This window comes from Streptomyces sp. NPDC041713, from assembly GCF_055591085.1.
This window is the reverse complement of sequence record NZ_JBVIZY010000002.1, coordinates 243,744-269,226: the sequence shown is the minus strand read 5'-3', so window position 1 is coordinate 269,226 and position 25,483 is coordinate 243,744. Positions and strand designations below refer to the sequence as shown.

Genomic DNA, 25,483 nt, shown 5'->3' with positions numbered 1-25,483 from the left:
CCATGAGCGAGACACCGGACAGCGCCGTCCGCACGTACATCGAGAACCACCGTGCCGCCTTCCTCGACGACCTCGCCGAGTGGCTGCGCATCCCGTCCGTGTCGGCCCAGCCCGACCACGCCGGGGACGTGCGCAGCAGCGCCGAGTGGCTCGCCGCCCGGCTCAAGGAGACCGGGTTCCCGGTCGCGGAGATCTGGGAGACGCCCGGGGCGCCCGCCGTCTTCGCCGAGTGGCCCTCCGGTGATCCGCAGGCGCCCACGGTCCTCGTCTACGGCCACCACGACGTGCAGCCCGCGGCCCGCGAGGACGGCTGGGACACCAACCCCTTCGACCCCGTCGTCAAGGGAAACCGGCTGCACGCGCGCGGGGCGGCCGACGACAAGGGCCAGGTCTTCTTCCACACGCTCGGCGTCCGCGCCCACCTCGCCGCCACCGGCCGCACCGCGCCCGCGGTCAACCTGAAGCTGCTGATCGAGGGCGAGGAGGAGTCCGGTTCGCCGCACTTCCGCGCGCTCATCGAGGCCGAGAAGGACCGCCTCGCGGCCGACGCCGTGATCGTCTCGGACACCGGCATGTGGTCGGAGGACACCCCGACCGTCTGCACGGGCATGCGCGGCCTCGCCGAGTGCGAGATCGAGCTGCACGGGCCCGACCAGGACATCCACTCCGGCTCCTTCGGCGGTGCCGTGCCGAACCCCGCCACCGAGGCCGCCCGCCTCGTCGCGGGCCTCCACGACGACCACGCGCGCGTGGCGATCCCCGGCTTCTACGACGGCATCACCGAGCTCACCGACCGCGAGCGCGAACTCTTCGCCGAGCTGCCCTTCGACGAGGAGCGCTGGCTGCGTACGGCCAAGTCCCGCAGCGCCCACGGCGAGGCCGGGCACACCACCCTGGAGCGCATCTGGGCCCGCCCCACCGCCGAGGTCAACGGCATCGGCGGCGGCTACCAGGGCGCGGGCAGCAAGACGATCATCCCGTCGTCCGCCTTCGTGAAGCTGTCCTTCCGGCTGGTCGCGGGCCAGGACGCGGACCGGGTCGAGGAGGCCGTACGCGCGTGGGCCGCCGACCGCGTCCCCGCGGGCATCCGCCACACGGTCACGTTCAGCCCGGGCACGCGCCCGTGCCTGACGCCGCTCGACCACCCCGCCCTGCAGTCCGTCGTCCGCGCGATGGGCCGCGCCTTCGAACAGAAGATCCGCTTCACGCGCGAGGGCGGCTCGGGCCCGGCGGCCGACCTGCAGGACGTCCTCGCCGCACCCGTGCTCTTCCTCGGCATCTCCGTCCCGTCCGACGGGTGGCACGCGCCGAACGAGAAGGTCGAGATCGACCTGCTGCTCAAGGGCGTCGAGACGACGGCCTACCTGTGGGGCGACCTCGCGGAGCACTGGCGCGATGCCCGCTGACACCCTCGTCGGCACCTCACCGGCCACCGCGCACGTCCCGCCGCACGCCCTGCTGAACCACCCATTCCATCGGGGGAGTTGGAAGCACCTGTGACCACCTGGACCGACAGCACCGCAGACCGGCCCCTCTCACTGACCGCCCCGAGCGGCATCGACCGCGCGGCCCACCACCGCATGGACGAGGCCTGGCTCGCCGCGGCCTGGAGCCACCCCACGACCCGGGTCTTCGTGGTCTCCGGCGGTCAGGTGCTCATCGACGAGACGCCCGAGGGCCGCACCGAACTCGTGATGACACCGTCCTTCGAGGCGCCGCTCACCGAGGAGCACCGCTACTTCCTGGGCACGGACGACGACGGCGTCAGCTACTTCGCGCTCCAGAAGGACGCCCTGCCCGGCCGCATGGACCAGTCCGCGCGCCCCGCCGGGCTGCGCGAGGCGGGGCTCCTGCTCTCGCCCCGGGACGCCGGCCTGATGGTGCACGCCGTCGCCCTGGAGAACTGGCAGCGCCTGCACCGCTTCTGCTCACGCTGCGGCGAGCGCACCGTCATCGCGGCGGCCGGGCACATCCGCCGCTGCCAGGCCTGCGGCGCCGAGCACTACCCGCGCACCGACCCCGCCGTGATCATGGCGGTCCGGGACAGCGAGGACCGCATCCTCCTGGGCCGCCAGGTCCACTGGCCCGAGGGCCGCTTCTCCACCCTCGCCGGCTTCGTCGAGCCGGGGGAGTCCATCGAGCAGTCGGTGCGCCGCGAGGTCTTCGAGGAGGCCGGCGTCATGGTCGGCGGCGTCGAGTACGTCGCGAGCCAGCCCTGGCCCTTCCCGTCCAGCCTGATGCTGGGCTTCATGGCCGACGCGACCTCCTCGGAGATCAACGTCGACGGCGAGGAGATCCACGAGGCCCGCTGGTTCTCCCGCGAAGACCTGCGGGCCGCATTCGAGTCCGGAGAGGTCCTGCCTCCCTACGGCATCTCGATTGCGGCCCGACTGATCGAACTCTGGTACGGCAAGCCTCTGCCGAAGCCGGGGTCGGTGGGCTGAGCCCTCGCCGCACCGCCGGTCAGGCGCTGTGCCTCAGGCGCCCAGCTTCTGCTTGACCTGGGCCAGCGAGGGGTTCGTGAGCGTCGAGCCGTCCGGGAAGAGAACGGTGGGAACCGTCTGGTTTCCGCCGTTCGCCTTCTCGACGAAGGCCGCCGATTCCGGGTCGTGCTCGATGTTGATCTCGGTGTAACCGATGCCCTCGCGGTCCATCTGGCCCTTGAGGCGGCGGCAGTAGCCGCACCACGTGGTGCTGTACATCGTCACAGTGCCCGGCATGTCTGTCGTGCTCCTTCGTCGCTCGGGGTGCGTGGTCGCAATGGATCGAACGTACGCGACCGGGCCGCCATTCCCGTATTAGTACGACCGGTAGCGCCCCCCTGTGGACAACCGGCTCGTCCGCCCCTCGAGACCTGGCAGCATGGCGGGGTGACATCAGCAACGCACTCCACCCTCTTCCCGCAGGTCCCGGACTCCCCGGACGCGGTGCTCGACGGGCTCGACCCGGAGCAGCGCGAGGTCGCCACCGCCCTGCACGGGCCGGTGTGTGTCCTGGCAGGCGCGGGCACCGGCAAGACCCGGGCGATCACCCACCGGATCGCCTACGGGGTGCGCGCCGGAATGCTCCAGCCCGCCAGTGTGCTCGCCGTCACCTTCACCAACCGCGCGGCGGGGGAGATGCGCGGCCGCCTCCGTCAGCTCGGCGCCTCCGGCGTCCAGGCCCGCACCTTCCACTCCGCGGCCCTGCGCCAGCTCCAGTTCTTCTGGCCGAAAGCGGTCGGCGGACCGCTGCCCCGGATCGTCGACCGGAAGATCAAACTCGTCGCGGACGCGGCCGCCGCCTGCCGCATCCGCCTCGATCGGAACGAACTGCGCGACCTCACCAGCGAGATCGAGTGGTCCAAGGTCACCCAGACCGTCCCCGCGGACTACGCGGCGGCCGCCGCCAAGTCCGGCCGTGACGTCCCGCGCGACCCCGCCGAGATCGCCCAGCTCTACGGGGCGTACGAGGACCTCAAGCGCGACCGCGCCGTCATCGACTTCGAGGACGTGCTGCTGCTCGCCGTCGGCATCCTCCAGGACCGGCACGACATCGCCGAGCAGGTCCGCGCCCAGTACCAGCACTTCGTGGTGGACGAGTACCAGGACGTGAGCCCCCTCCAGCAGCGCCTCCTGGAGCTGTGGCTCGGTGAGCGGGACAGCCTGTGCGTCGTCGGCGACGCCAGCCAGACGATCTACTCCTTCACCGGCGCGACCCCCGACCACCTGCTGAACTTCCGCACCCGCCACCCGGGGGCGACGGTCGTCAAGCTGGTCAGGGACTACCGCTCCACCCCCCAGGTCGTCCACCTCGCCAACGGCCTCCTCTCCCAGGCCCGCGGCCGCGCCGCCGACCACCGCCTGGAACTGATCTCCCAGCGCGAGGCCGGCACGGACCCGGTCTACACGGAGTATGTGGACGAGCCCGCCGAGGCCGAAGGCGCCGCCCGCCGCATCCGCGCGCTGCTCGCCGACGGCGTCCCCGCCAGCGAGATCGCCGTCCTCTTCCGTACGAACTCGCAGTCGGAGATCTACGAACAGGCGCTGGCCGACGCCGGCGTGCCCTACCAGCTGCGCGGCGCCGAGCGGTTCTTCGAGCGCACCGAGGTGCGCGAGGCCGGCGCCGCCCTGCGCGGCGCGGCCCGCTTCGGGGGCAACGACGCACTTCTGGACGACGTGGTCGACCTGCCCTCCCAGGTGCGCGCCGTGCTCTCCACCAAGGGCTGGACGACCGAGCCGCCCGCGGGCTCCGGCGCGGTCCGCGACCGCTGGGAGTCGCTGGCCGCGCTGGTGCGGCTCGCCGAGGACTTCGCGCGGGCCAAGCCGGAGGCGACCCTCGCCGACCTCGTGGCCGAACTGGACGAGCGGGCGAGCGCCCAGCACGCCCCCACCGTCGAGGGCGTCACGCTGGCCTCGCTGCACGCGGCGAAGGGCCTGGAGTGGGACGCCGTGTTCCTCGTCGGCCTCGCCGAGGGCATGATGCCGATCACCTACGCCAAGACCGACGAGCAGATCGAGGAGGAGCGCCGCCTCCTCTATGTGGGCGTGACCCGCGCCCGCGTCCACCTCTCGCTCTCCTGGGCCCTCTCCCGCTCGCCGGGCGGCCGCCCGAGCCGCCGCCCGAGCCGCTTCCTGGACGGGTTGCGGCCGGGCTCCGGGGCGGGCTCCGGGGCCCGCGCGGCCGGTGGCGGCCCCGGTGGCGTGGAGCGTGGCAGCGGGGGCGGCGCGACCGGGCCTGCCGCGGGTCGACGGCAGCGGAAGACCCGCACCCCGGCCCGCTGCCGGGTCTGCGGCCGGACCCTGAGCGACGCGGGTGAGATGAAGCTCATGCGGTGCGAGGACTGCCCGTCCGAGATGGACGAGGGGCTCTACGAGCGGCTGCGGGAGTGGCGCTCGGGCCAGGCGAGGGAGCTGGGACAGCCCGCGTACTGCGTCTTCACCGACAAGACCTTGATCGCCATCGCGGAGGCGGTTCCGGAGGACGAGGGCGAGCTGGCCCGCATCCCCGGGGTCGGCGTCCGGAAGTTTCACCGCTTCGGGGTCGACGTCCTGGCCATCTGCGCAGGTCAGGAGCGTGTAAGGGGCGCCGATGGAGAATGATTCAAACTCGTCGAAAAAATAGTTTGCGCATGCGCAAGGAAGACCCATAGGTTCTTAGCACGGAAACGGCGGGCTTCTCCGAAGCCCCCCTTCCGTGCTGTACTTGACAGTCCGCGGATCGGTTCCGGCCGATCCCCTAGACGCCGAGAGGAGGCGAATTCCAGTGATCAGCATCAACGAGAGCTTCATCAGCACCGCGAAAATGACCGATCGCTCGGTCGTCGCTTCCTGCCTGCTCGGCTTCTCGAACCAGGGCACCGGTCTGTCCGGCGGCATTCCCGCCGCTCGTCCGATGTCCGCCTCCCTGCCTCTCGCCGGTCTTCCCGTCCGCGAGGCCAATGGGGGCAATGAGCGACCGACCAAGGCACCGGAAGCAGCAGTAGCGGAGGCACAGGCTCAGGCCTATGCCTTTGCGGCAGCCGGTGCCGGATTCCGGAAGCAGACGACGCAGCACCACATGATGTGGGCCTTCCGTGGGCTCGAACCCTGGAGTGATCCAGTCTGATCCTCGATCAGACAGGCGCCTTCAGGGCCGCGGAACCCCACCCGGGATCCGCGGCCCTTCTGTTTTCCCCAGAACAGGGAGAACAGAGCGAAGGGGCCGGCAGCAAGACCCGGTACCAGCCGCCAACCGGCCGACCCAGGCCGGCACGACCAGACGAGGAAAAACACCACCGTGCAACTCGAAGCGCACGCCCCGTCCGTACCGCCTTCACAGACGCTCCCCCCGCCCGCACCCACGGAGGACCCGACCTTGACCCCCCTGACCGCGCTCACCGCGCTCGACGACGCCATCGAGAACCTCGGCGTACCCGTTCCCTGCCGTGCCTACGACCCTGAGGTCTTCTTCGCGGAGTCCCCGGCCGACGTCGAGTACGCCAAGTCCCTCTGCCGGACCTGCCCGCTGATGGAGGCCTGTCTCGCCGGCGCCAAGGAGCGGCGTGAGCCGTGGGGCGTCTGGGGCGGCGAGCTGTTCGTCCAGGGCGTTGTCGTGGCCCGCAAGCGGCCCCGTGGCCGCCCGCGCAAGAACCCGGTCGTCGCATGAGCACCGCCGGAACCATCGACCGCCCCCTGACGCACGACCCCAAGAAGCAGGCCCCGATGAAGGCAGCCACCAGCGAGCCCGCCGGCTCCGCCACACCAGACTTCACCACCACCGGCGCGCATGTTCCGCGCCAGAACAGGACCCGTGAGATGCAACTCATCCCAGAAGCCATGGCTCGTGCGCATATGCACGAACGCCTGCGTGAAGCCGAGGCCCACCGCCCGGCCGAGCGCCTGATGGCGGCCCGCCGCATGCAGCGCCGCGCGGAGCGCGCCTCGCTGCGTGCCCGGCGCGCGCTCGCCATCGCGGTCATGCAGTAACAGATCATGCAGTAACAGATGCAGTAGCAGTTGGCCCGGAGCCGACTGAAGACATCGCGCCGACGAGCCGCCGAGGCGGCCCGGCACGATGAAGGAAATCCACGGGGGGCGGTCCGCACGGGCCGCCCCCCGCAGTGCGTTGTGCCCACCGAACGCGCGCGCACGGCGATAGGGTCGCCGGGTGGACCAGCAGAACCCCCGGCCCGCTCAGACGGAGAACCTCGTGTGCTCCCGCTGCGGCGCGGTCGCCGAAGGCACGCCCCCGATGTGGACCTGCTCCGTGGAGAACGGCGCCCGTCACTACTTCTGCGACGCCTGCTCCCGCGACAACATCAGAGCCATCGAAGGGCGCCTCGACTCCTCCTGGTGGTGAGCGACTCCGCGCGGCTCAGGCCTCCGCCGCCGTCGACCCCTTCCGAGCCTCCACGAGCTCCTCTTCCTCCGTGAGCTCCTCGGCTTCCGCGTACTCCTCGCCCTCCACGCACTCCTCGGTCTCCACGAAACCGGGCAGCCACTCCTCCAGCTCGTCGCGCATCCGCACCGTGGCGTTCAGCTGACACAGCACTCCGATGGTGCTCACCGTGACCCGGTGTATCAGGAGGTACGCCGGAGGCAGGTTCAGATACCGGCCCAACTGGTAGGCGGGGGAGCGGACGTCGGCCAGTCGCGCGGCGTGCTTGCGCATCCAGGCGCGGGTGAAGGTGTACTCGTCGACGGCCATGGGCTCGATGATCGGCAGCAGATAGTCGAGCACCGCCTGCGGCTCCAGGTCGACGGACTCCCTGACGAAGCCCTCCTCCCGCAACATGTTGTAGACGGCGTCGGCCTCGCCCGCCAGCGTCATCCGCAGGGAGGTCCCGATGGTCGGGGGCAGCCCGTCGGGCAGCCGGTCCACCGTGCCGAAGTCGAGCACCCCGAGGCGGTGACCGCCCTTCTCGTCGGGCAGCAGACGGAAGTTGCCCGGGTGCGGGTCGGCGTGCAGCAACCCGGTGCGCGCCGGGCCGGAGAAGAGGAAGTGGGCCAGCAGCTGACCCGCCTGGTCACGCTCCTCCTGGGTGCCCTCCGAGATCACCTTCGACAGGGGCGTCCCGTCCATCCACTCGGTGACCAGGACCTGGTCGCTCTGGTGGACCACCTGGGGCACCACCACATGCGGGTCGTCCGCGAACTCCTCGGCGTGCGCCTGCTGGGCCTGCGCCTCCAGCTCGTAGTCGAGCTCCTCCGAGACCCGGTCGCGCAGCTCGGCGATGAGCGGCTTGATGTCCATGCCCGGGATCAGCGGCCCGAGCAGCCGGGCGAACCGTCCGAGCTGGTTGAGGTCGGACAGCAGCGCCTCGCCTGCCCCCGGATACTGCACCTTGACCGCGACCTCGCGGCCGTCCGACCAGACGGCGCGGTGCACCTGACCGATGGAGGCCGCGGCGGCCGGCTTGTCGTCGAACTCCAGGAAGTACTCCCGCCACTGCGCACCGAGCCGCTCCTCGAGGACGGTGTGCACCGTGCTGGTCGGCATCGGCGGTGCCGCTTCCTGCAGCTTCGTCAACGCCGCGCGGTACGGCCCGGCGATCTCCTCCGGCAGCGCGGACTCGAAGACGGACAGCGCCTGCCCGAACTTCATGGCGCCGCCCTTCAGCTCGCCGAGCACCTTGAACAGCTGCTCGGCGGTGCGCTGTTGCAGCTCCCGCCCGACGATCTCCGCGGACTTGCCGCCGATCCGCTTGCCGAGCCCCCAGGTCGCACGCCCCGCGAAGCCGAGTGGCAGCGCGGCCAGTTTGGCGGTACGGGTGACCGCCTTCCGGGGAAGATCAGACATGCGCCCCTCCAAGTCCCAGACAGCCGCGCCCTCGCAGGCGGTTACCCGGCCATTGTTGCGTGCGGCTTCTCGTCAGCGGTGGGCCGATCCCCCTTAACGGACGCGCCGGCCTCACAAGAGCATGATGGATGCGGCCAAATCGGGCTCGAGCGCCACTCGAATCCGGGGACGGCGGCCTTCCATCGTGCACCCGCGCAGGCGGAGGGCTCCCCGTCCAGAAAGGCCAGCGCGTGCCCCGCCGTCAACCCGGCGACCGACGTCGACAGGGCCACGTCGCACGCGGCCACCTGCCGCGTCTTCCCCGAGCGCCACTGGGCCAGCATCCGGGGCCAGGTGGGATCGCGCTCCGCGCGCTGCCGGAAGAGACACTCGGCGCACGCCGTCGTCCCGGGCAGGACGAGCGGGCCGACCACTCCCGTGCCCTCGATCACCCCGGCGTACAGATGGGGTGTGCCCGAGGCGATGAGCTCCTCGGCCGCGGCGGGAGCGGGGGCGTACGCGTCGAGCCCGTCCCGCGGGGCAATGATCACGAGCGACAGGCCCGCGGCGCCCTCCGGCTCGGCGGGACGGCGGTCGGGTCTGGCCGGCGCCGCCTGCCGCACGACTTGGCGCGCGGCCACGTCCCTGCGCTCCCCGACGGACTCGGCGGGCAGGCCGCCCGGCGCGACGTCCCACGGCTGCACCTGGCCGCCGTCCACCACATCGACCCGGCCGACGCCCGCGGCCGCCAGCACCGAGGCCACCGCGGCGCCCACCCGCCCGGCGCCCTGGACCCGGACCCGCATGGCCCGGCGCGCCGCCATCCTCGCGATGGCACCGCCCGGCTCGGGTGACTGGAGCGACAGCGAGGCCAGGTCGGCCCGCAGTCGGTCCATGGCCCCGCCCCGCTCGCGCAGGGCGTCGGCCGCGGGCCCGCCACCCGTCGAGTCGTCCAGCAGCCCGGCGCGGGTCAGCTCGCTGAGCAGTCGGTCCACGTGGCCATCGGGCAGCCCCATCCGCCGCGCCTCCTCGCGCAGCAGCGGCAGCCCGCGGGTGCCGTCGAGCAAAGTCAGGAAGCTGCTCGTCGCCGTGTCCATCGGGCCGAGCACCAGGGCGTGCGCCGGTGCCACCCCGAACTGCACGGTGCTCAGGTCCCGCCAGCCGCGCCGCAGCGCGGGCTTCACGATCGGATGCATCAGTCGCATGGTCGTCCCCCGTCGGCCGGTCGGTGCGGTCCCGTCCGCCGCGCCGATCGAATGCCAGAATGCCCGTCCCGCCCGATGCCTGCCGAGCGTTGTCCACAGGCGGGGAGTATTCGTCGTACTAATCCGGCGCGCGGGGTGCGGAACGGCGCCGAACCGTCCCGGAGGCGGGACTTCCCCCATGCCCAGCGGGTAACGTCGGGGCGTGCCCGCCGACCCGTCCTCTCGCGTCGCTGGGGAGACCTCAGCGCGTCGCGCCGGAACTCCACAGCGCAGCACGACCAGCCCGGCACCGTCCGGCGCGAAGACCAGCGCGGTCGAGGTCAGAAGGAGCGCCCGCCGCCGCAGAACGGTCTCCGCGTACCGGGAGGGCGATCGCACCGTCGTCCTCATCCCCGCCCGCATGTCCGAGGCGGAGGAGCAGCGCTGGGTCACCGTGATGCTCGACAAGCTCGCGGCGCAGGAGAGCAAGCGGCTCCTCGGTGACGCGGAGCTCGTCGAGCGCGCCGGGCAGCTGTCCGACCAGTACTTCGGCGGCCGCGCCCGGCCGGCCTCGGTCCGCTGGGTCACGAACCAGAACACCCGGTGGGGCTCCTGCACACCCGCCGAGGGCAGCATCCGACTCTCGCACCGCCTGCAGGGCATGCCCGAGTACGTCGTGGACTACGTCCTCGTCCACGAACTTGCCCACCTCCTCGTCCCGGGGCACGGCCCGCGCTTCTGGCGGCTCCTGGAGGCCTACCCCCGCACAGAGCGGGCCAGGGGGTACCTCGAAGGGGTGGTGTCGGCCAGCCGGTTGCCCCATTTGCCCGCCGCGCGCGAGGAGTGAACGTCCGCCGGGTCCCGCAGTTGTGTAGCGGGTCTGTACCGGCTTGGCTCGCTGTCGGTCTTTGCGGTTAGCCTGACGCGACGTATTCACATTCGGGATGGGGGACGGTCGACGTATGGCCAGGGAATTCCAACGCGGCCACAAGGCCAAGATCAGTGATCTCACTGCGGGCACCGATCTGTACGTCGGCGTACAGATTGCCGCCCCCGGGCTGACCTTCGACATCAGCTGCTTCGGCCTGGACGCGGGCGAACGGCTCTCGGACGACCGTTACTTCATCTTCTTCAACCAGCCGAAGTCGCCGGAGGAGTCGATCCAGCTCCTGGGGGCGCAGGCCGGCGACACCGAGTCCTTCCGGGTCACGCTCGACCGCATCCCGCAGCAGATCCAGCGGCTGTCGTTCACGGCGACGATCGACGGCGCGGGCCAGATGTCGCAGGTCGCCTCCGGGTACGTCCGCATCGTCGCAGGCGGTGAGGAAGTCGCGCGGTACGCCTTCACCGGTGCGGAGTTCTCCACCGAGCGCGCCGTCATGCTGGGCGACTTCTACCTGAAGGACGTCTGGCGGTTCGCCGCGATCGGCCAGGGTTTCGACGGCGGTCTCGACGCGCTCCTGAAGAACTTCGGCGGCGAGGTCGCCGAGGAGGAGCCGGCCGCCCCGCAGCAGGGAGCCGCGCCGTCCTTCGCGCCGCCCGCGCAGGCCGCGGCCCCGCCCTCGTTCGGCGCCCCGGCCGCCGCCCCGGCGCCCCAGGCACCGACCCCGGCGCCCGCGCAGAACTTCGCGCCCCCGCAGGGCACCACTCCGCCCCCCGCGCCCGCTCCTGTCGACCCTTCGGTGCACGCCGCGCAGACCGTCGTGGCGCCGCTGCACCAGCCGCCGGGCGGCACCGTGCCGCCTCCGCCGCCGCCCGCGCCGTACGGCCAGCCGCTCCAGCAGCAGCCGCAACACCAGCCCCAGCAGCCGCAGTTCGGCCAGATGCCCGGCCAGCAGGCGCCCGGGCAGACCGCGCCGCTGCCTCCGGGCTACGGCCAGCAGGCGCCTGGTCAGACCGCCCCGCTCCCGCCCGGATACGGCCAGCAGCCCCCGCAGGGCCAGTTCCCGGGTCAGCCCGCCGCGGGCCAAGCAGCGGCTCCCCAGGGCGCCGGTGTGGCCGCGGCCCTCCAGAAGTACCGCGAGGCCCCCACCGGCCAGCGCTGGACGCAGCAGAACGAGAAGCTGGTCCGCGTCGACCTCGGCGTCGCCGACCAGCCGATCCTCGCCCGCCAGGGCAGCATGGTGCTCTACCAGGGCAAGGTCGAGTTCAGCTACAAAGGCGCGGGCTTCGCCGGCCGCATCGTGGGCAACGCCACCGGCCAGGAGATGCAGCTGATGCGCTGCTCAGGCCGCGGCCAGGTCTTCCTCGCCGAGGAGGCCACCCACCTGCACCCCATCGAGCTCCAGGGCGACGCGATCTGCGTCTCCGCGGAGAACGTCCTCGCCTTCGACGAGTCCCTGCAGCACGAGGTGCGCAGGATCGAGGGCCACGGCATCCCCGGCGGCGCGCTGTTCGTCATGCAGTTCCAGGGCACCGGCACGGTCATCGTGAAGACCCACGGCGTGCCCGTGGTGCTGCCCGTCACGCCGACGACGTTCGCCGACTGCCACGCCGTCGTCGCCTGGTCGGCCGCCGCACAGGCGATCGTCTCCAGCCAGGTCCGGCTGCGCAGCAACGCCTACGCGGGCTCCACGGGGGAGAGTGTGAATCTCCAGTTCCGTGGCGCTCCCGGCAATTTCATCGTCGTCCAGCCGTACGAGGTCTGAGGGAGCCCGTCATGAATCAGCAGCTCGCGGGCTTTGCTCCCGCACCCGTCGCCACCCGCATGGAGAACCACGGCCACCACATGGTCAAGGTGGCCATGCAGACCGGCAACGACCTTCTCGCGCGCGTGGGCTCGATGGTCGCCTACGAGGGGTTCGTGCAGTACGAGCCGAATCCGCCCGCCGTCCGTCAGGTCGCGCGCGAGTGGATGACCGGCGAGGGCGCGCCCCTGATGAAGTGCTCCGGAGACGGCCTGCTCTACCTGGCCGACTACGGGGCGGACGTCGTCGTCATCAATCTGGCGGGCGACTCCCTCTCGGTGAACGGCACCAACCTGCTCGCCTTCGACGCGTCCCTCCAGTGGGGCGTCGAGCGGGTCAAGGGCATGGCCAAGTTCGCCGGACAGGGCCTGTGGAACATCAAGATCTCCGGCCAGGGCTGGGTCGCGCTGACCTCCCGCGGCACCCCGATCGTCGTCGACTGCGGCAGCGGCGAGGACGAGACGTACGTCGACCCGGACGCCCTGATCGCCTGGTCCCCGAACCTCAAGGTGAAGGGCAAGCGCAGCTTCAAGGCCGGCTCCCTCATCGGGCGCGGCAGCGGCGAGGCCTATCAGATGGGCTTCTCCGGACAAGGCATCGTCGTCGTACAGCCCAGTGAGGACAGCACCGACCGCCTCCGAGCACGGGGCTGAGGGGGAGCAACACACCATGCAGAGCCCACTTTTCGCGCACGCCGAACAGCAGACGCAGGAGCGCTACTCGGTCCAGAACCCGCAGCTGCTCCGGGTCGCCCTGGAGGGGCACGACGACGTCCTGGCCCGCAAGGGCGCGATGGTCGCCTACCAGGGGCTGATCGAGTTCGACGCCGAGTACCAGAGCCGGGGCAACCAGCGCGCCCGCGCGCACACGGGTGAGGGCCTCGACCTGATGCGCTGCCACGGTCAGGGCACGGTCTACCTGGCCAACCTCGCGCAGTACATCCACGTGGTGGACATCGAGCAGGACGGCCTGACCGTGGACAGCAGCTACGTCCTCGCGATGGACTCGTCGCTGACCCACCAGGTCATCGCCGTGGACAGCCAGTACGGCATCTCCGGCTCCGGCAAGTACCAGCTCAACATCACCGGGCGCGGCAAGGTCGCCCTGATGACCTCGGGCCAGCCGCTGATGATGCAGGTCACGCCGGACCGGTACGTGAACGCCGACGCCGACGCGATCGTCGCCTGGTCCAACGGCCTGCGCGTCCAGATGCAGGCCCAGACCCACTCCTCGGGCGTCTGGCGGCGCCGCGGCAACACCGGTGAGGGCTGGGAGCTCAGCTTCATGGGACAGGGCTACGCCCTCGTCCAGCCCAGCGAGATGCTGCCGCCGCAGCACGCGGTCATCGGGCGGGGCGCCCAGGCGCAGTTCGGGGTGGGTCAGCAGGGCGCCCGGGGGGCGAATCAGGGCAACGTCTGGAGCTAGGCCCTCGCCCGGGCAGGGGTGACCGAGGGGCGCGGGGATTTCTGCGGGCCGTATGTGGCTGGTCGCGCAGTTCCCCGCGCCCCTTCGAGAGCCCCTTCGGGGCGCCTCGACGGTCCCCCTACAGGCGCGCCCTCGTCGCCTCCACGAGCCGTACCACCGACTCGTCCGCCACCGTCGCCACCTCGTCGTACGCGAACCAGCGCAGGTCCAGCGACTCGTCGCTGATCGCCTCGACCGCGTCGGGCGGGGCGAGCGCGGCGTACTGCACGTCCAGGTGCTGCGTGCACGGGCCCGGGATCGGGTGCCGGTCCAGGCGGACGGGGCCGCCCGCGAGGAGCGTCAGGCCGGGCACGCCGGACTCCTCCGTGGCCTCGCGCAGCGCCGCCGCGGCGAGCGTCGCGTCGCCCGGCTCGCAGTGACCGCCCATCTGGAGCCACATCCGCAGCTTCTTGTGGAGGGTCAGCAGGACGCGCCCGCGGGACGGGTCCACCACCAGCACGCTCGCCGTCACGTGGCCGTCCGTGCAGGACTTCCACATGCCGTCGTCGCCGTGCGCGGCCAAGTGGTCCAGGTAGGCCTGGCGCAGCTCGGGCTGGTCCTCGTACCCCTTGAGTGCGAGGACCGTGTCGTCGTACAGACTCACTTGCCGTCTTCGCCCTTGTCCTCGTCGGACTTGTCGGCCGCATCGGACGCGTCGGACTGGTCCTTGGTGAGGTCCGGCTTCGCGGCACCGCCGCCCGCCGCCTCGCCGAGCATCTTGTCCAGCTCGGAGAAGTCCAGCTGCTCGCGGTGGACGAAGCCGTCCGGGTCGTCCAGGTCGGAGGCGGTCGGCAGCATGTCCGGGTGCTCCCACAGGCCGTCGCGGCCGTCGACACCGCGCGCGTCGGTGAGCGAGGCCCACAGGCGGGAGGCGTCCCGCAGGCGGCGCGGACGCAGCTCCAGGCCGATCAGGGTGGCGAACGTCTGCTCGGCGGGGCCGCCCGTCGCGCGGCGGCGGCGCAGCGTCTCCCGGAGGGCGTCGGCGGACGACAGGCGCGGCTTGGCGGCGGCGTGCACCACCGCGTCCACCCAGCCCTCGACGAGCGCGAGAGCCGTCTCCAGGCGGGCCAGAGCGGCCTTCTGGGCGGGGGTGTCCTCCGGCTGGAACATGCCCTGCTGGAGCGCCTCCTGCAGCTGCTCGGGGTTCTGCGGGTCGAGCTGGCCGACCACGTCCTCCAGCTTGGCCGTGTCGACCTTGATGCCGCGCGCGTACCCCTCGACGGCTCCGAAGAGGTGCGAGCGCAGCCACGGCACGTGGGCGAAGAGCCGCTGGTGGGCGGCCTCGCGCAGCGCCAGGTAGAGCCGCACCTCGTCCTTGTCGACGCCGAGGTCCTTGCCGAAGGACTCGATGTTCACCGGGAGCAGCGCGGCCTTGCCGGACGGACCGAGCGGCAGGCCGATGTCGGTGGAGCCGACGACCTCGCCCGCGAGCACGCCCACGGCCTGGCCGATCTGCTGGCCGAACATGGCGCCGCCCATCGAGCGCATCATGCCGATCAGCGGGCCCGCCATGGCCTGCATCTCCTCGGGCAGCACGTCGCCCATGGCCAGGCCGACGCGCTCGGCGACCGGGTCGACGAGCTCCTTCCAGACCGGCAGGGTCGCCTCGACCCACTCGGCACGGCTCCACGCGACGGCCGTGCCGGACCCGGACGGCAGCGAGGTGGCGTCGTCCAGCCACAGGTCGGCCAGGCGCACGGCCTCCTCGACGGCGGAGCGCTCGGCGGGGCCGACGCTGGCGTCCTTGGTGCCGTCCGCCGTGCCCTGGGAGACGGTCTGGCGGGCGATGTCCTTGGCCATGTCCCAGTTCACCGGGCCGCCCTCGTACGAGAGCATCTGGCCGAGCTGCTGGAACGCGGCACCCAGGTCGTTCGGGTTCATCGAGCCGAACATCGCGGCGAACGGGTTGTCACCGCCGCCGGCGCCGCCCGCTCCCGGGAACCCCCCGAAACCGAACGGGTTCGCGGGGCCGCCCGCTCCTTGTCCCCCGCTCCTGCCCTCTCCAGGGGATTCCTTCTTCTTGCCCTCGTCGCCGTCTTCCGGCTCCTCCGGCGGAAGGCCGAATCCGAATGGGGTGTCACTCACGGGATTCCTCGGCTCGTCAGGCCGCCGGTAATGTGCCGGCGGCGGCTGCCCTACAACACCACCCAGCGTAGACACCATGACGGGATCGGGCCTCGGTGCTTCGCCGACTGGTGGCCTGCGGCAGGATGGATGCCACCTGGTACGTACGCGTCATTCGCGTACGTACTGAAGACAACCGCTGGAGACGCCCGGTGAGTTCCCCAGATCCACAGGTTCGCGCAGCGCGAAACCCGTCAACCCCGGCGCCCGTCCGAGGGCCCGTCGTCGCCGTGACCGGCGCGGCCTCCGGAGTGGGCGCGCTGCTGACCGAGCGCCTCGCGGCCTCGGAGGAGATCAAGCAGGTCATCGCCATCGACGAGCGCCGCGGCGACTGTACGCAGGCGCAGTGGCACATCCTGGACGTACGGGATCCGGCCATCGCCGAGAAGCTGCGCGGCGCGGACGTCGTGGTGCACCTGGCACTCGACCTCGACCTGGAGACCGACGGCGCCGCCCGCACCGCCTACAACGTGCGCGGCACCCAGACCGTCCTGACCGCTGCCGCCGCCGCGGGTGTGCACCGGGTCGTCCTGTGCACGTCGGCGATGGTCTACGGAGCGCTGTCCGACAACGAACTGCCCCTCTCCGAGGACGCCGAACTGCGTGCCACCGCCGAGGCCACCGGTGTCGGCGACCTCCTGGAGGTCGAGCGCCTCGCCCGCCGGGCGCCCCGCGCGCACCCTGGTCTCAACGTCACCGTCGTCCGGCCCGCGACCCTGGTCGGCGGCACGGACACGGCTCTGACCCGCTACTTCGAGTCGCCCCGGCTCCTGGTCGTGGCGGGTTCCCGGCCCGCCTGGCAGTTCTGCCACGTCGAGGACCTGTGCAGCGCCCTGGAGTACGCCGTCCTGGAGAAGGTCGACGGCGAGCTGGCCGTCGGCTGCGACGGCTGGCTGGAGCAGGAGGAGGTCGAGGAGCTCAGCGGGATCCGGCGCATGGAGCTGCCCTCGACGGTCGCCCTGGGCGCCGCCGCGCGGCTGCACCGCATCGGCCTCACCCCGTCCCCGGCCGGCGACCTCGCGTACACGATGTACCCCTGGGTGGTCAGCGTCAGCAGGCTGCACGACGCCGGGTGGCGCCCGCAGTGGACCAACGAGGAGGTCCTCTCCGAGCTGCTCGACGAGGTCTCCGGGCGGCGCACGGTGGCCGGCCGGCGGCTCGGCCGCAAGGACGCCACGGCCGCGGGTGCGGCGGGCGCGACGGTGGCGCTGCTGGGAGCGGCCGCCGTCGTCCGCAGGGCGCGCAAGGCCCGCCGGAGGATCTGACCGGCCGCCGTGTCGTAGTGGCCGGTGCGCTCCGGCCGCACGATGCGGCCCCGTCGTGCCCGGTCACCTTCTCGTGCCCGGTCACCTCGTCGTGATCGGCCCCTGTAGGGAGCTCCAACGCGACACGCGCGCGTGCCGGGCGAAAGGTCTATTCCGTGATGACGGTGCCGTGCGGCACCATGGCCGCATGGCACGCACCACGATGGACCACCCCGGCGAGCAGGCCGCGCAGGACCCGATCCGGCTGCTCGCGATCCGCGACACCCCGCTCTCGCTGGACGAGGTCTTCCGGGCCGTCGGCGACGAGGCGGCGGGCGGCACCGCGCTCTTCGTGGGAACCGTGCGCAACCACGACGGCGGCGCGGACGTCGACGAGCTGGGGTACTCGACCCACCCCAGCGCCGAGGCCGAGATGCGCCGGGTGGCCGAGAAGGTCGTCGCCCAGTACCCGGTGCGCGCCCTGGCCGCCGTCCACCGGATCGGTGACCTCGCCGTCGGCGACCTCGCGGTGGTCGTGGCCGTCTCCTGCCCGCACCGCGCGGAGGCCTTCGACGCCTGCCGCAAGCTGATCGACGACCTCAAGCACGAGGTGCCGATCTGGAAGCACCAGCGCTTCTCCGACGGCAAGGAAGAGTGGGTCGGCGCCTGTTGACGGACGCGGGGGAGTGACGGCCGGGACGGCGGGCCTCTCCCGAGGCCGGGGTGACCCGTTTGGTCCGAGTGGCTCCGGTTGCGTAACTCGACCCCTGCCGTAAGCGTTGACCCTGCAGATGGTTAATCTGCTGATCAGTCAGTTGCGGTGGCTCATGGGGTCGGGAGGTCGACATGGCATCACTTGCCTGGTTGCTGATTCCGCTCCTGGCAGCCGTCGGGGCGGGTCTGTGGGGCAGCTGGGCCGCCCGCAACCGGAGGTCCGGACGCACGGGCGACACCTCCGAGCTCAACGGCTACGCCGCGTTCCGCGAGGCGATGGAGAAGACCCGCGGGGTCCCCGAGCGGCCCCAAGAGGCCGCACCGCACCAGGACGTCGTCGACATCCCGCGCGCGGACGTCGACGCACCGCACCCCCTCACGGACACCGCCGCAGCCGCGGCCGCCGCGGCCGATGAGTCCCACGGCACCAGGGAGAAGTCGCACACCGGAACGTAGAGCGGGACATAGAGCGGGACGCAGCAGCGCCCGCGACTCCCCGGTGCCGCCGCGGAGCCCCGTACGGACCGGCCCCGGGGGTGCTCCCACAGGCAGGTCCCGTACTGTCGTTCCATGCCACGCCGCACCGCGACGATGCTCGCCTCCACCCTGATGCTGATCGCGCTGCTCTGCGCCGGAGTGCTCATCAAAGTGCCGTACTCCGAGATGTCCCCCGGCCCCACGGTGAACACCCTCGGCGATCACGACGGCGAACCGGTTCTGCAGATCTCCGGGCACAAGACGTACCCCACGACCGGCAACCTCAACATGACGACGGTCAGGGTCACCAGCGCCGACTACAACATGAACCTGGCGGAGGCCGTGTACGGCTGGCTGGCGCACGACAGCATCGTGGTGCCGCACGAGACGCTCTACCCGGACGGCAAGACCGAGCAGCAGTCCTCCCAGGAGAACGCCGAGGAGTTCAGCCAGTCCCAGGAGAGCGCCAAGGTCGCGGCGCTCAGGGAGCTCGACCTCCCGGTGAAGTCCCAGGTCATCGTCTCCACCGTCTTCAAGGGCGACCCGGCCGAGGGCAAGCTGCACGCGGGCGACGTCATCAGGAAGGTCGACGGCAGGCCCGTCAAGGCCATGGAGGACGTCGCGAAGCTCGTCACCCGGCACAAGCCCGGCGAGCCCGTCACCTTCGGCGTCGTCCCCGTCAAGGAGGCGGCCGCGGCCGAGAAGGCCGGCAAGGAAGCCACGAAGACCCAGGACGTCAAGATCACGACGAAGGCGGCGGAGCGTGGCTCCGATCGCGCGGTCGTCGGCATCAAGGCGGGCACCGACCACACCTTCCCGTTCACCATCGACATCAAGCTGGCCGACGTGGGCGGCCCCAGCGCCGGGCTGATGTTCGCCCTCGGCATCGTCGACAAGCTGACCCCGGACGACCTCACCGGCGGCAACTTCGTGGCCGGCACCGGCACCATCGAGGACGACGGCAAGGTCGGCCCGATCGGCGGCATCGAGATGAAGACCGTCGGCGCGCGCAACAAGGGCGCGGAGTACTTCCTCACCCCGAAGGACAACTGCGCGGCCGCCGCGAAGGACGTGCCCGACGGGCTCAAGCTCGTCAAGGTGAACACCATCGCCGACGCGGTGAAGTCCCTAAAGAAGATCCGCGAGGACGACACCGCCGACCTGCCGAAGTGCACCGCTTCCTGAGGTCCGCGTTCTGAGGGCCGCAGCGGCCCCGGAGACGGACGTTACGCGGGTGGGGGCGCCCCACCCGCGTACGGAACGAACAAGAGGTACCGCGCCGTACCGCTAGGCGAACGTCGCCGCCAGCGCCTCCGCGAGACCCGGCACCAGCGCCGAACCCGTGAGGACCTCGGTCGGCGAGTCCTTCTCGCGCAGCCGCAGCGCGGACTCGCGCGCGCCGTCACGGAGCACCGCGACGGTCATCCGGACCTCCTGGCGGTCCGGATGCTCGGCCACCCACTTCGCCAGCTGGGCCTCACTCAGGCCGTCCGGGACGGACGTCTCGGCGGACGGCGGCAGCATCAGCCGCTCCACCGTGAGCGCGCAGCCGGTCACCGCGTCCGGCCAGGCGATGGTGCCGAGGAACTCGTCCAGCGGCTTGTCGGCGGGGATCTCCTCCTGCTCGATGGGGGTGAGACCGGCGTGCTCCACGCCGTCGTCGAGGCCGAGCTGGGAGGCGAGGCCGGGTTCCTGGGTGCGCAGACGCGCCGTGTCGACCAGCGCGAAGAGGCGGGCGGGCCGGTCCCAGCCGAGGCCGGATACGTACTCGTCGATCTCGAGTACCGCCCGAGTGAGGGGGCTCGCTGCCATGGGAGTGTTGGACATGGTCACAATCCTGCCTCGTTAGTCCCGAGAAACGGGAACCGAGTAAAGCGTAGGTAAGTTGCATAGGTGTGGGTCCGCGATCTCGGGGGCCTGACGGACCAACAGCGAATCAACAGCGAACTTCGAGGTGCGCACCTTGGCTTTCCAGATGCCGGACCGCGGCGGAGGCCCGACGGGGCCACGGATCAGAGTGGGCCGACCCTCCCGGCGTGTCCGGACCCTGCTCATGACATTGGGGGTCCTCGCCGTCCTGGCCATGGCCTTCGTCATGTTCTCGGGCTTCTGGACGGACTGGCTCTGGTACCGCTCGGTCAACTACTCATCGGTCTTCACGACGACCCTGTGGACCAAGATCGGCCTGTTCTTCGTCTTCGGCCTCCTCATGGCGGCCGCGGTCGGCGTGAACATCTGGCTGGCGCACCGGCTGCGCCCGCCGCTGAGCGCCATGTCGATGGAGCAGCAGAGCCTCGACCGGTACCGCATGGGCATCGCCCCCTACAAGAAGTGGCTCCTCATCGGGATCACCGCTCTGGTGGGGCTGATCGCGGGCGCGTCCGCGGCGGGACAGTGGCGTACCTGGCTCCTGTGGGTCAACGGCGTGTCCTTCGGCCAGAAGGACCCCCAGTTCCACATGGACGTGTCGTTCTTCGCGTTCGACCTTCCCTGGTACCGCTTCCTGCTCGGCTTCGGCTTCGCGGCGACGGTGCTCTCCCTGGTCGCCGCCGCCCTGACGCACTACCTGTACGGCGGGCTGCGCATCACCAGCCCCGGCGCGCGCGCGACCGGCGCGGCCACCGGCCACCTCTCGGTGCTGCTCGGTGTCTTCGTGTCGCTGAAGGCCGTCGCGTACTGGCTCGACCGGTACGGCCTCGCGGTGAAGTCCAGTGACTTCAAGGCGACGGGCAACTGGACCGGCCTTCGCTACGTGGACGCGAACGCGTACCTGCCGGCGAAGACGATCCTGTTCTGCATCGCCGTCATCTGCGCCATCCTCTTCTTCGCGACGCTCTGGCGGCGCACCTGGCAGCTGCCCGTCATCGGCTTCGGCCTGATGGTGCTCTCGGCGATCCTCATCGGCGGGCTCTACCCCGCGATCGTCCAGAAGTTCCAGGTCCAGCCGAACGAGCAGGCCAAGGAAGCGCCGTACATCGAGAAGAACATCGAGGCCACCCGGAACGCCTACGGCATCAACGGCGTGAAGCCCCAGGAGTACAAGGGCGCGGGCAAGGTCGACGAGGACCCCAAGAAGAAGCGCGACAACGCGGACACGGCGGCCAACTACCGCCTGAACGACCCGAACATCGTCTCGCCCACCTTCCAGCAGCTGGAGCAGGAGCGCAGCTACTACCAGTTCCCGCGGACGCTGGACGTGGACCGCTACAACGGCCAGGACACCATCGTCGGCCTGCGCGAGATCGACGTGAACAAGCTCGACAAGCGCAACTGGATCAACGACCACTTCGCCTACACCCACGGCTACGGCATGGTCGCCGCCAAGGGCACCGAGACGAAACCGGGATCCAAGGGCGCCCCGGCGTTCACCGAGTCCGGCCTGCCCACCAGCGGCACCCTCGGTGAGTACGAGCAGCGGATCTACTACGGCGAGAAGACCAGCCAGTACTCGATCGTCGGCGGGCCCCAGAAGGAGCTCGACTACGAGGAGAACGGCGGCGGTCAGAAGACCTACAGCTACCAGGGCAAGAGCGGGGTCAACCTCTCCAACCCGATCAACCGCGCGGCGTACGCGGTCTCCTTCGGAGAGCCGCAGATCCTCTACTCCGGCGCCATCGGCGACGGTTCGCGGATCCTGTACAACCGCACGCCCAAGGAGCGCGTCGAGGCGGTGGCGCCCTGGCTGACCATCGATGGCGACGTCTACCCGACGGTGGTGGACGGCCGCATCCAGTGGGTGGTCGACGCCTACACCACCAGCAACGGCTATCCGTACGCCTCGCGGACGACGCTCGGCGACACCACGGCCGACTCCCTGTCGCAGGCGGACAGCCAGCGCACCGTGATCGCCCAGCAGAACCAGGTCAACTACATCCGGAACTCGGTGAAGGCGACCGTCGACGCGTACACCGGTGACGTCAAGCTCTACACCTGGGACGACAAGGACCCGGTCCTGAAGACCTGGAAGAAGGCGTTCCCGGGCACTGTCAAGGACAAGAGCGAGATCCCGCCGAAGCTGATGGACCACCTGCGCTACCCGCAGGACATGTTCAAGGTCCAGCGCGAGCTCCTGACGAAGTACCACGTCACGGACCCGGGCCAGTTCTACAACGCGAGTGACGCCTGGCAGGTGCCGAACGACCCGACGAAGAAGGACGACAGCGCGGTCCCGCCGTACTACCTCTCCCTGAAGTCGCCGGGCCAGACGCAGCAGCAGTTCTCCCTGACGACGACGTTCACACCCAGCGAGCGGCCCAACCTACGGGCGTTCATGACGGTCGACGCCGACGCCAGAAGCAAGAACTACGGCACGATGCAGCTGCTCAGAGTCCAGGGCGACGTCGACGGACCCGAACAGGTCCAGAACAAGCTGAACTCCATGACGGAGGTCGGCAACTTCGTCCGCGACATGAAGGGCGCCGACTCCGACGTCCTCTACGGCAATCTGCTGACCGTGCCGCTGGACGACGGCTTCCTGTACGTCGAGCCCGTCTACGTACAGGGGCGCAAGTCGGCGTATCCGCTCCTGAAGAAGGTGGCCGTGTCGTACGGCACGGAGACGGCGTTCTCGGACACCCTCGGCGAGGGCCTCAACGCGGTGTTCAACGCCGACGGGTCCACCAAGCCACCGGGCGAGGACGAGGACGAGCCGACCAAGCCGCCGAAGACCAGCGACCCGACGGTCCAGGCCGCGCTCGACGACGCGCAGGAGGCGTTCGAGGACGGCGAGACCGCCATGAAGAAGGGCGACTGGAAGGCGTACGGCGAGGCGCAGGAGCGGCTCCAGGAAGCGCTGGAGCGGGCCGAGAAGGCCTCCGCCAAGGCCGGCGACAAGAAGGCCGGCGACGCGGCCAAGGACACTGGCAAGAACGGTGACAAGGCCTCCGACAAGGGCGGCGACAAGGCCTCCGGCCAGGACGGCGACAAGGCGGCGGACAGCACCGGCTAGCGGCCGGTCGGGCAGCCCCCTCGCGCCGTGGTACGGTTTGGACACAACGGCGCGGGGTGGAGCAGCTCGGTAGCTCGCTGGGCTCATAACCCAGAGGTCGCAGGTTCAAATCCTGTCCCCGCTACTGCAAGGTGAAGGCCCGGATCCTTACGGATCCGGGCCTTCGTCGTGTGTGGGGGACCCGTGCCGGTCGTGTGCGGGTGTCCTATGCCATCTCGTGCGAACGGCGCGTGGTCGGGGGAGAGTTGGGGGATCTGTGTTTGACTTATCTCTCTGTGGGCATGTCGACAAAACGCTGAAGTGACCTCACTGGCTGCGGTATACCAGGTGTACCCAGGTTGCAGGTGGTGCGACGATGGACGTTATGGGGGACAAGGCAACTCTGTTGGAGAGAGGGCGGTTTGTGCAGTCGGCCGACCGGGAGGATCCCGGGGCGGCCGCCGAGGAGATGCGTCATCGGCTGGCCGCCGAGGCCGGCGACGTGGACGCGATGAGCGTCCTCGGAAGCCTTCTGCTGCGCCGCGGTGATCTCGACGGGGCCGAGTCCTTGCTGCGCGCCGCGACCGCCGAGGGCGACCGCGCCGCGGCCAACAACCTCGGCGTCCTGCTCCACCAGCGCGGGTACGCCGACGAGGCGGCCGGATGGTGGCGGGTCGCCGCTGTCGCCGGCTCCGCAGCGGCCGCGCACGCGCTCGGCCGCCACCACCGCGAGCGCGGCGACGAGCCCGCCGCCGAGTACTGGCTGCGCCAGTCCGCCGAGGACGGCCACACCCTGGGGGCGTACGCGCTCGCCGACCTCCTGGAGCACCGCGGGGACGTCGGCGCCGAGCGCTGGATGCGCGTCGCCGCCGAGCGCGGCCACCGCGAGGCCGCCTACCGCCTGGCCCGCGCGCTCGACCGGCGCGCCACCGCGGAGCGCGGCGAGCGCCCCGCGCGCGCGGACCACGCCGACGACACCGCGCGCACGCCCGCCGACGAGGCCGAGCAGTGGTACCGCCAGGCGGCCGCCCGTGGCCACCGCAGGGCCGCGCTGCACCTCGGCGCGATCCTGGAACAGCGCGGCGAGCTCAAGGAAGCCGGCCGCTGGTACCTCAACTCCGCCAAGGACGGGGAGGCCCGCGCGGCCTGCGCGCTCGGCTTCCTGCTGCGGGACGCGGGCGACGAGGAGAGCGCCGCCGTGTGGTGGCTCAAGGCCGCCCAGGACGGTGACGGGAACGCCGCGAACGCGCTCGGCGCGCTGCACGCCGAGCGGGGCGAGACCCAGACCGCCGAGCGCTGGTACCGCGCCGCGATGGACGCGGGGGACGTGAACGGCGCGTACAACCTCGGCCTGCTCTGCGCCGAGCAGGACCGCACCGCCCAGGCCGACCAGTGGTACCGCCGCGCCGCCTACGCGGGCCACCGCGAGGCCGCCAACGCGCTCGCCGTGCTGCTGCTCCAGGGCGGCGACGCGGCCGGGGCCGAGCCGTGGTTCTCCAAGGCCGCGGAGGCCGGCAGCGTCGACGCGGCGTTCAACCTCGGGATCCTGTACGCGAGCCGGGGCGACGAGGCCAACGCCCTGCGGTGGTACGAGCGCGCCGCCTCGGCCGGCCACACCGACGCCGCGCTCCAAGTCGGCACCGCGCGGCTGCGCGCCGGCGACGACCAGGAGGCGGAGCGGTATCTGCGGTGCGCGGCGGGCGGCGGCAGTGCCGAGGCGGCGTACCGGCTCGGCACGGTGCTCGACGCGCGGCGCCCGGCGGAGGCCCCGCCCGCGCTCGGCGAGCCCGCGGCGGAGAAGTCCGAGTGCGAGGAGTGGTACGAGCGGGCCGCCGAGCTCGGGCACCGGCGGGCCCAGGTCCGGGTCGGCATGCTGGCGTCGGGCCGGGGCGACGTGGTCGAGGCCGCGCGCTGGTACCGGAAGGCCGCGGAGGCCGGCAGCCGCAACGGCGCGTTCAACCTCGGCCTGCTCCTGGCCCGCGAGGGCAGCGAGCCGGAGGCGGCGCTGTGGTGGACCCGGGCCGCCGACGCGGGCCACGGACGGGCCGCGCTCCGGCTCGCCCTGCTCTACGCCCGGCGCGGGCAGCTGGCGCAGGGGCAGCGGTGGGCCTCGCGGGCGGTCGATCTCGGGCCCGCGGAGGTCTCCGAGCGGGCCGGGCGGCTGCGGGAGGCGCTGCGGCAGGAGCTCTCCGCGTAGGGGCGGGCGCACCGCGGCCGCCCCGCCCCGCCCAGCCCCGGGGCTCCGGGGCTTCGGGGAACAGATTTGCGCTGGTCGTAGCCCTGACGTAATGTTGTGTCTACCGACGCGGGGTGGAGCAGCTCGGTAGCTCGCTGGGCTCATAACCCAGAGGTCGCAGGTTCAAATCCTGTCCCCGCTACTGACGGTCGAGGGCCGGAAGCCGACAAGCTTCCGGCCCTCGATGC

General features: G+C 71.4%; 23 protein-coding genes and 2 tRNA genes. 19 read left to right on the top strand and 6 right to left on the bottom strand.

The features are described 5' to 3' along the window. Positions 1 to 2 precede the first annotated feature (2 nt). The gene (locus ACZ6CV_RS06100; RefSeq protein WP_469249800.1) at positions 3 to 1,406 is read left to right on the top strand and encodes a dipeptidase; all 1,404 of its coding nucleotides are present in this window, start codon (positions 3 to 5) and stop codon (positions 1,404 to 1,406) included. A gap of 90 nt (positions 1,407 to 1,496) precedes the next feature. Further along, positions 1,497 to 2,444: an NAD(+) diphosphatase gene (nudC, locus tag ACZ6CV_RS06095; RefSeq protein WP_469249799.1), complete on the top strand. Its 948-nt coding sequence runs from the start codon at positions 1,497 to 1,499 to the stop codon at positions 2,442 to 2,444. Between the two features lie 33 nt (positions 2,445 to 2,477). On the opposite strand, the gene ACZ6CV_RS06090 is transcribed toward nudC, so the two are convergent. Then, positions 2,478 to 2,720, bottom strand: a complete 243-nt coding sequence (locus ACZ6CV_RS06090) for a mycoredoxin (RefSeq protein ID WP_362364489.1) — start codon at positions 2,718 to 2,720, stop codon at positions 2,478 to 2,480. 69 nt (positions 2,721 to 2,789) lie between these two features. On the opposite strand from ACZ6CV_RS06090, the gene ACZ6CV_RS06085 reads away from it, so the two are divergent. The 5 genes from ACZ6CV_RS06085 (at position 2,790) to ACZ6CV_RS06065 (ending at position 6,819) form a co-directional block, all read left to right on the top strand. Further along, entirely contained in the window at positions 2,790 to 5,081 is a 2,292-nt protein-coding gene (locus ACZ6CV_RS06085) for an ATP-dependent DNA helicase UvrD2 (protein ID WP_469250287.1), read from the top strand. A 163-nt stretch (positions 5,082 to 5,244) separates the two neighbouring features. Continuing rightward, entirely contained in the window at positions 5,245 to 5,586 is a 342-nt protein-coding gene (locus ACZ6CV_RS06080) for a hypothetical protein (protein WP_358713943.1), read from the top strand. A gap of 171 nt (positions 5,587 to 5,757) precedes the next feature. Then, positions 5,758 to 6,126, top strand: coding sequence for a WhiB family transcriptional regulator (locus ACZ6CV_RS06075; RefSeq protein WP_055565619.1), 369 nt, complete (start codon positions 5,758 to 5,760; stop codon positions 6,124 to 6,126). Then, a complete protein-coding gene (locus tag ACZ6CV_RS06070; protein ID WP_362364494.1) occupies positions 6,123 to 6,446 on the top strand; it encodes a hypothetical protein in 324 nt (107 codons plus the stop codon). The genes ACZ6CV_RS06075 and ACZ6CV_RS06070 overlap by 4 nt, the downstream gene beginning before the upstream one ends. Positions 6,447 to 6,627: 181 nt before the next feature. Further along, positions 6,628 to 6,819 (top strand): hypothetical protein, encoded by a 192-nt coding sequence (locus ACZ6CV_RS06065; protein WP_469249798.1) that lies wholly within the window; start codon positions 6,628 to 6,630, stop codon positions 6,817 to 6,819. 15 nt (positions 6,820 to 6,834) lie between these two features. Here the strand turns inward: ACZ6CV_RS06065 and ACZ6CV_RS06060 are convergent, their stop codons facing one another. Further along, the gene (locus ACZ6CV_RS06060; RefSeq protein WP_469249797.1) at positions 6,835 to 8,259 is read right to left on the bottom strand and encodes an ABC1 kinase family protein; all 1,425 of its coding nucleotides are present in this window, start codon (positions 8,257 to 8,259) and stop codon (positions 6,835 to 6,837) included. A 41-nt stretch (positions 8,260 to 8,300) separates the two neighbouring features. Continuing rightward, entirely contained in the window at positions 8,301 to 9,434 is a 1,134-nt protein-coding gene (locus ACZ6CV_RS06055; protein ID WP_469249796.1) for a ThiF family adenylyltransferase, read from the bottom strand. Positions 9,435 to 9,645: 211 nt separating this feature from the next. Here ACZ6CV_RS06055 and ACZ6CV_RS06050 point away from each other — a divergent pair, with 211 nt between their 5' ends. The 4 genes from ACZ6CV_RS06050 (at position 9,646) to ACZ6CV_RS06035 (ending at position 13,534) form a co-directional block, all read left to right on the top strand. Then, a complete protein-coding gene (locus ACZ6CV_RS06050; RefSeq protein ID WP_355803042.1) occupies positions 9,646 to 10,269 on the top strand; it encodes a M48 metallopeptidase family protein in 624 nt (207 codons plus the stop codon). A gap of 115 nt (positions 10,270 to 10,384) precedes the next feature. After that, positions 10,385 to 12,070, top strand: a complete 1,686-nt coding sequence (locus ACZ6CV_RS06045) for a TerD family protein (RefSeq protein WP_469249795.1) — start codon at positions 10,385 to 10,387, stop codon at positions 12,068 to 12,070. 11 nt (positions 12,071 to 12,081) lie between these two features. Then, positions 12,082 to 12,762: an AIM24 family protein gene (locus ACZ6CV_RS06040; protein ID WP_362364508.1), complete on the top strand. Its 681-nt coding sequence runs from the start codon at positions 12,082 to 12,084 to the stop codon at positions 12,760 to 12,762. Positions 12,763 to 12,778: 16 nt separating this feature from the next. Next, the gene (locus tag ACZ6CV_RS06035; protein WP_469249794.1) at positions 12,779 to 13,534 is read left to right on the top strand and encodes an AIM24 family protein; all 756 of its coding nucleotides are present in this window, start codon (positions 12,779 to 12,781) and stop codon (positions 13,532 to 13,534) included. Between the two features lie 118 nt (positions 13,535 to 13,652). On the opposite strand, the gene ACZ6CV_RS06030 is transcribed toward ACZ6CV_RS06035, so the two are convergent. Both ACZ6CV_RS06030 and ACZ6CV_RS06025 read right to left on the bottom strand, forming a co-directional pair. Next, the gene (locus ACZ6CV_RS06030) at positions 13,653 to 14,177 is read right to left on the bottom strand and encodes an NUDIX hydrolase (protein WP_469249793.1); all 525 of its coding nucleotides are present in this window, start codon (positions 14,175 to 14,177) and stop codon (positions 13,653 to 13,655) included. Further along, positions 14,174 to 15,658, bottom strand: a complete 1,485-nt coding sequence (locus ACZ6CV_RS06025; protein WP_469249792.1) for a zinc-dependent metalloprotease — start codon at positions 15,656 to 15,658, stop codon at positions 14,174 to 14,176. Before ACZ6CV_RS06025 ends, ACZ6CV_RS06030 begins: the two co-directional genes overlap by 4 nt. A gap of 191 nt (positions 15,659 to 15,849) precedes the next feature. On the opposite strand from ACZ6CV_RS06025, the gene ACZ6CV_RS06020 reads away from it, so the two are divergent. From ACZ6CV_RS06020 to ACZ6CV_RS06005, 4 genes are all read left to right on the top strand, one after another. After that, a complete protein-coding gene (locus ACZ6CV_RS06020) occupies positions 15,850 to 16,962 on the top strand; it encodes an SDR family oxidoreductase (RefSeq protein WP_355803030.1) in 1,113 nt (370 codons plus the stop codon). A 187-nt stretch (positions 16,963 to 17,149) separates the two neighbouring features. Beyond that, complete coding sequence (locus ACZ6CV_RS06015; protein WP_469249791.1) at positions 17,150 to 17,614, top strand: molybdenum cofactor biosynthesis protein MoaE; 465 nt, start codon at positions 17,150 to 17,152, stop codon at positions 17,612 to 17,614. Between the two features lie 173 nt (positions 17,615 to 17,787). After that, positions 17,788 to 18,111, top strand: a complete 324-nt coding sequence (locus ACZ6CV_RS06010; protein WP_469249790.1) for a hypothetical protein — start codon at positions 17,788 to 17,790, stop codon at positions 18,109 to 18,111. A 114-nt stretch (positions 18,112 to 18,225) separates the two neighbouring features. Then, positions 18,226 to 19,317, top strand: a complete 1,092-nt coding sequence (locus ACZ6CV_RS06005; RefSeq protein ID WP_469249789.1) for a YlbL family protein — start codon at positions 18,226 to 18,228, stop codon at positions 19,315 to 19,317. 102 nt (positions 19,318 to 19,419) lie between these two features. On the opposite strand, the gene ACZ6CV_RS06000 is transcribed toward ACZ6CV_RS06005, so the two are convergent. After that, complete coding sequence (locus ACZ6CV_RS06000) at positions 19,420 to 19,959, bottom strand: PPA1309 family protein (RefSeq protein WP_362364528.1); 540 nt, start codon at positions 19,957 to 19,959, stop codon at positions 19,420 to 19,422. 148 nt (positions 19,960 to 20,107) lie between these two features. Here ACZ6CV_RS06000 and ACZ6CV_RS05995 point away from each other — a divergent pair, with 148 nt between their 5' ends. The 4 genes from ACZ6CV_RS05995 to ACZ6CV_RS05980 all read left to right on the top strand — a co-directional run bounded on the left by ACZ6CV_RS05995 (position 20,108) and on the right by ACZ6CV_RS05980 (position 25,437). Continuing rightward, on the top strand, positions 20,108 to 23,080 hold the full coding sequence (locus ACZ6CV_RS05995; protein WP_469250286.1) for a UPF0182 family membrane protein: 2,973 nt from the start codon (positions 20,108 to 20,110) through the stop codon (positions 23,078 to 23,080). 50 nt (positions 23,081 to 23,130) lie between these two features. Next, positions 23,131 to 23,204: transfer RNA gene (locus ACZ6CV_RS05990), tRNA-Met, on the top strand. A gap of 231 nt (positions 23,205 to 23,435) precedes the next feature. Further along, positions 23,436 to 25,256: a tetratricopeptide repeat protein gene (locus tag ACZ6CV_RS05985; RefSeq protein WP_469249788.1), complete on the top strand. Its 1,821-nt coding sequence runs from the start codon at positions 23,436 to 23,438 to the stop codon at positions 25,254 to 25,256. Positions 25,257 to 25,363: 107 nt separating this feature from the next. Further along, positions 25,364 to 25,437: transfer RNA gene (locus ACZ6CV_RS05980), tRNA-Met, on the top strand. Positions 25,438 to 25,483: the final 46 nt, after the last annotated feature.

Bases quoted from the DNA above. Each gene is read 5' to 3' on its own strand.
- ACZ6CV_RS05995 (WP_469250286.1), top strand. From the start codon at position 20,108: ATGCCGGACCGCGGCGGAGGCCCGACGGGGCCACGGATCAGAGTGGGC.
- ACZ6CV_RS06035 (WP_469249794.1), top strand. From the start codon at position 12,779: ATGCAGAGCCCACTTTTCGCGCACGCCGAACAGCAGACGCAGGAGCGC.
- ACZ6CV_RS06005 (WP_469249789.1), top strand. From the start codon at position 18,226: ATGCCACGCCGCACCGCGACGATGCTCGCCTCCACCCTGATGCTGATC.
- ACZ6CV_RS06060 (WP_469249797.1), bottom strand. From the start codon at position 8,259: ATGTCTGATCTTCCCCGGAAGGCGGTCACCCGTACCGCCAAACTGGCC.
- ACZ6CV_RS06100 (WP_469249800.1), top strand. From the start codon at position 3: ATGAGCGAGACACCGGACAGCGCCGTCCGCACGTACATCGAGAACCAC.
- ACZ6CV_RS06070 (WP_362364494.1), top strand. From the start codon at position 6,123: ATGAGCACCGCCGGAACCATCGACCGCCCCCTGACGCACGACCCCAAG.
- ACZ6CV_RS06015 (WP_469249791.1), top strand. From the start codon at position 17,150: ATGGCACGCACCACGATGGACCACCCCGGCGAGCAGGCCGCGCAGGAC.
- ACZ6CV_RS06090 (WP_362364489.1), bottom strand. From the start codon at position 2,720: ATGCCGGGCACTGTGACGATGTACAGCACCACGTGGTGCGGCTACTGC.
- ACZ6CV_RS06010 (WP_469249790.1), top strand. From the start codon at position 17,788: ATGGCATCACTTGCCTGGTTGCTGATTCCGCTCCTGGCAGCCGTCGGG.
- ACZ6CV_RS06045 (WP_469249795.1), top strand. From the start codon at position 10,385: ATGGCCAGGGAATTCCAACGCGGCCACAAGGCCAAGATCAGTGATCTC.
- ACZ6CV_RS06040 (WP_362364508.1), top strand. From the start codon at position 12,082: ATGAATCAGCAGCTCGCGGGCTTTGCTCCCGCACCCGTCGCCACCCGC.
- ACZ6CV_RS06000 (WP_362364528.1), bottom strand. From the start codon at position 19,959: ATGTCCAACACTCCCATGGCAGCGAGCCCCCTCACTCGGGCGGTACTC.
- ACZ6CV_RS05985 (WP_469249788.1), top strand. From the start codon at position 23,436: ATGGACGTTATGGGGGACAAGGCAACTCTGTTGGAGAGAGGGCGGTTT.
- ACZ6CV_RS06055 (WP_469249796.1), bottom strand. From the start codon at position 9,434: ATGCATCCGATCGTGAAGCCCGCGCTGCGGCGCGGCTGGCGGGACCTG.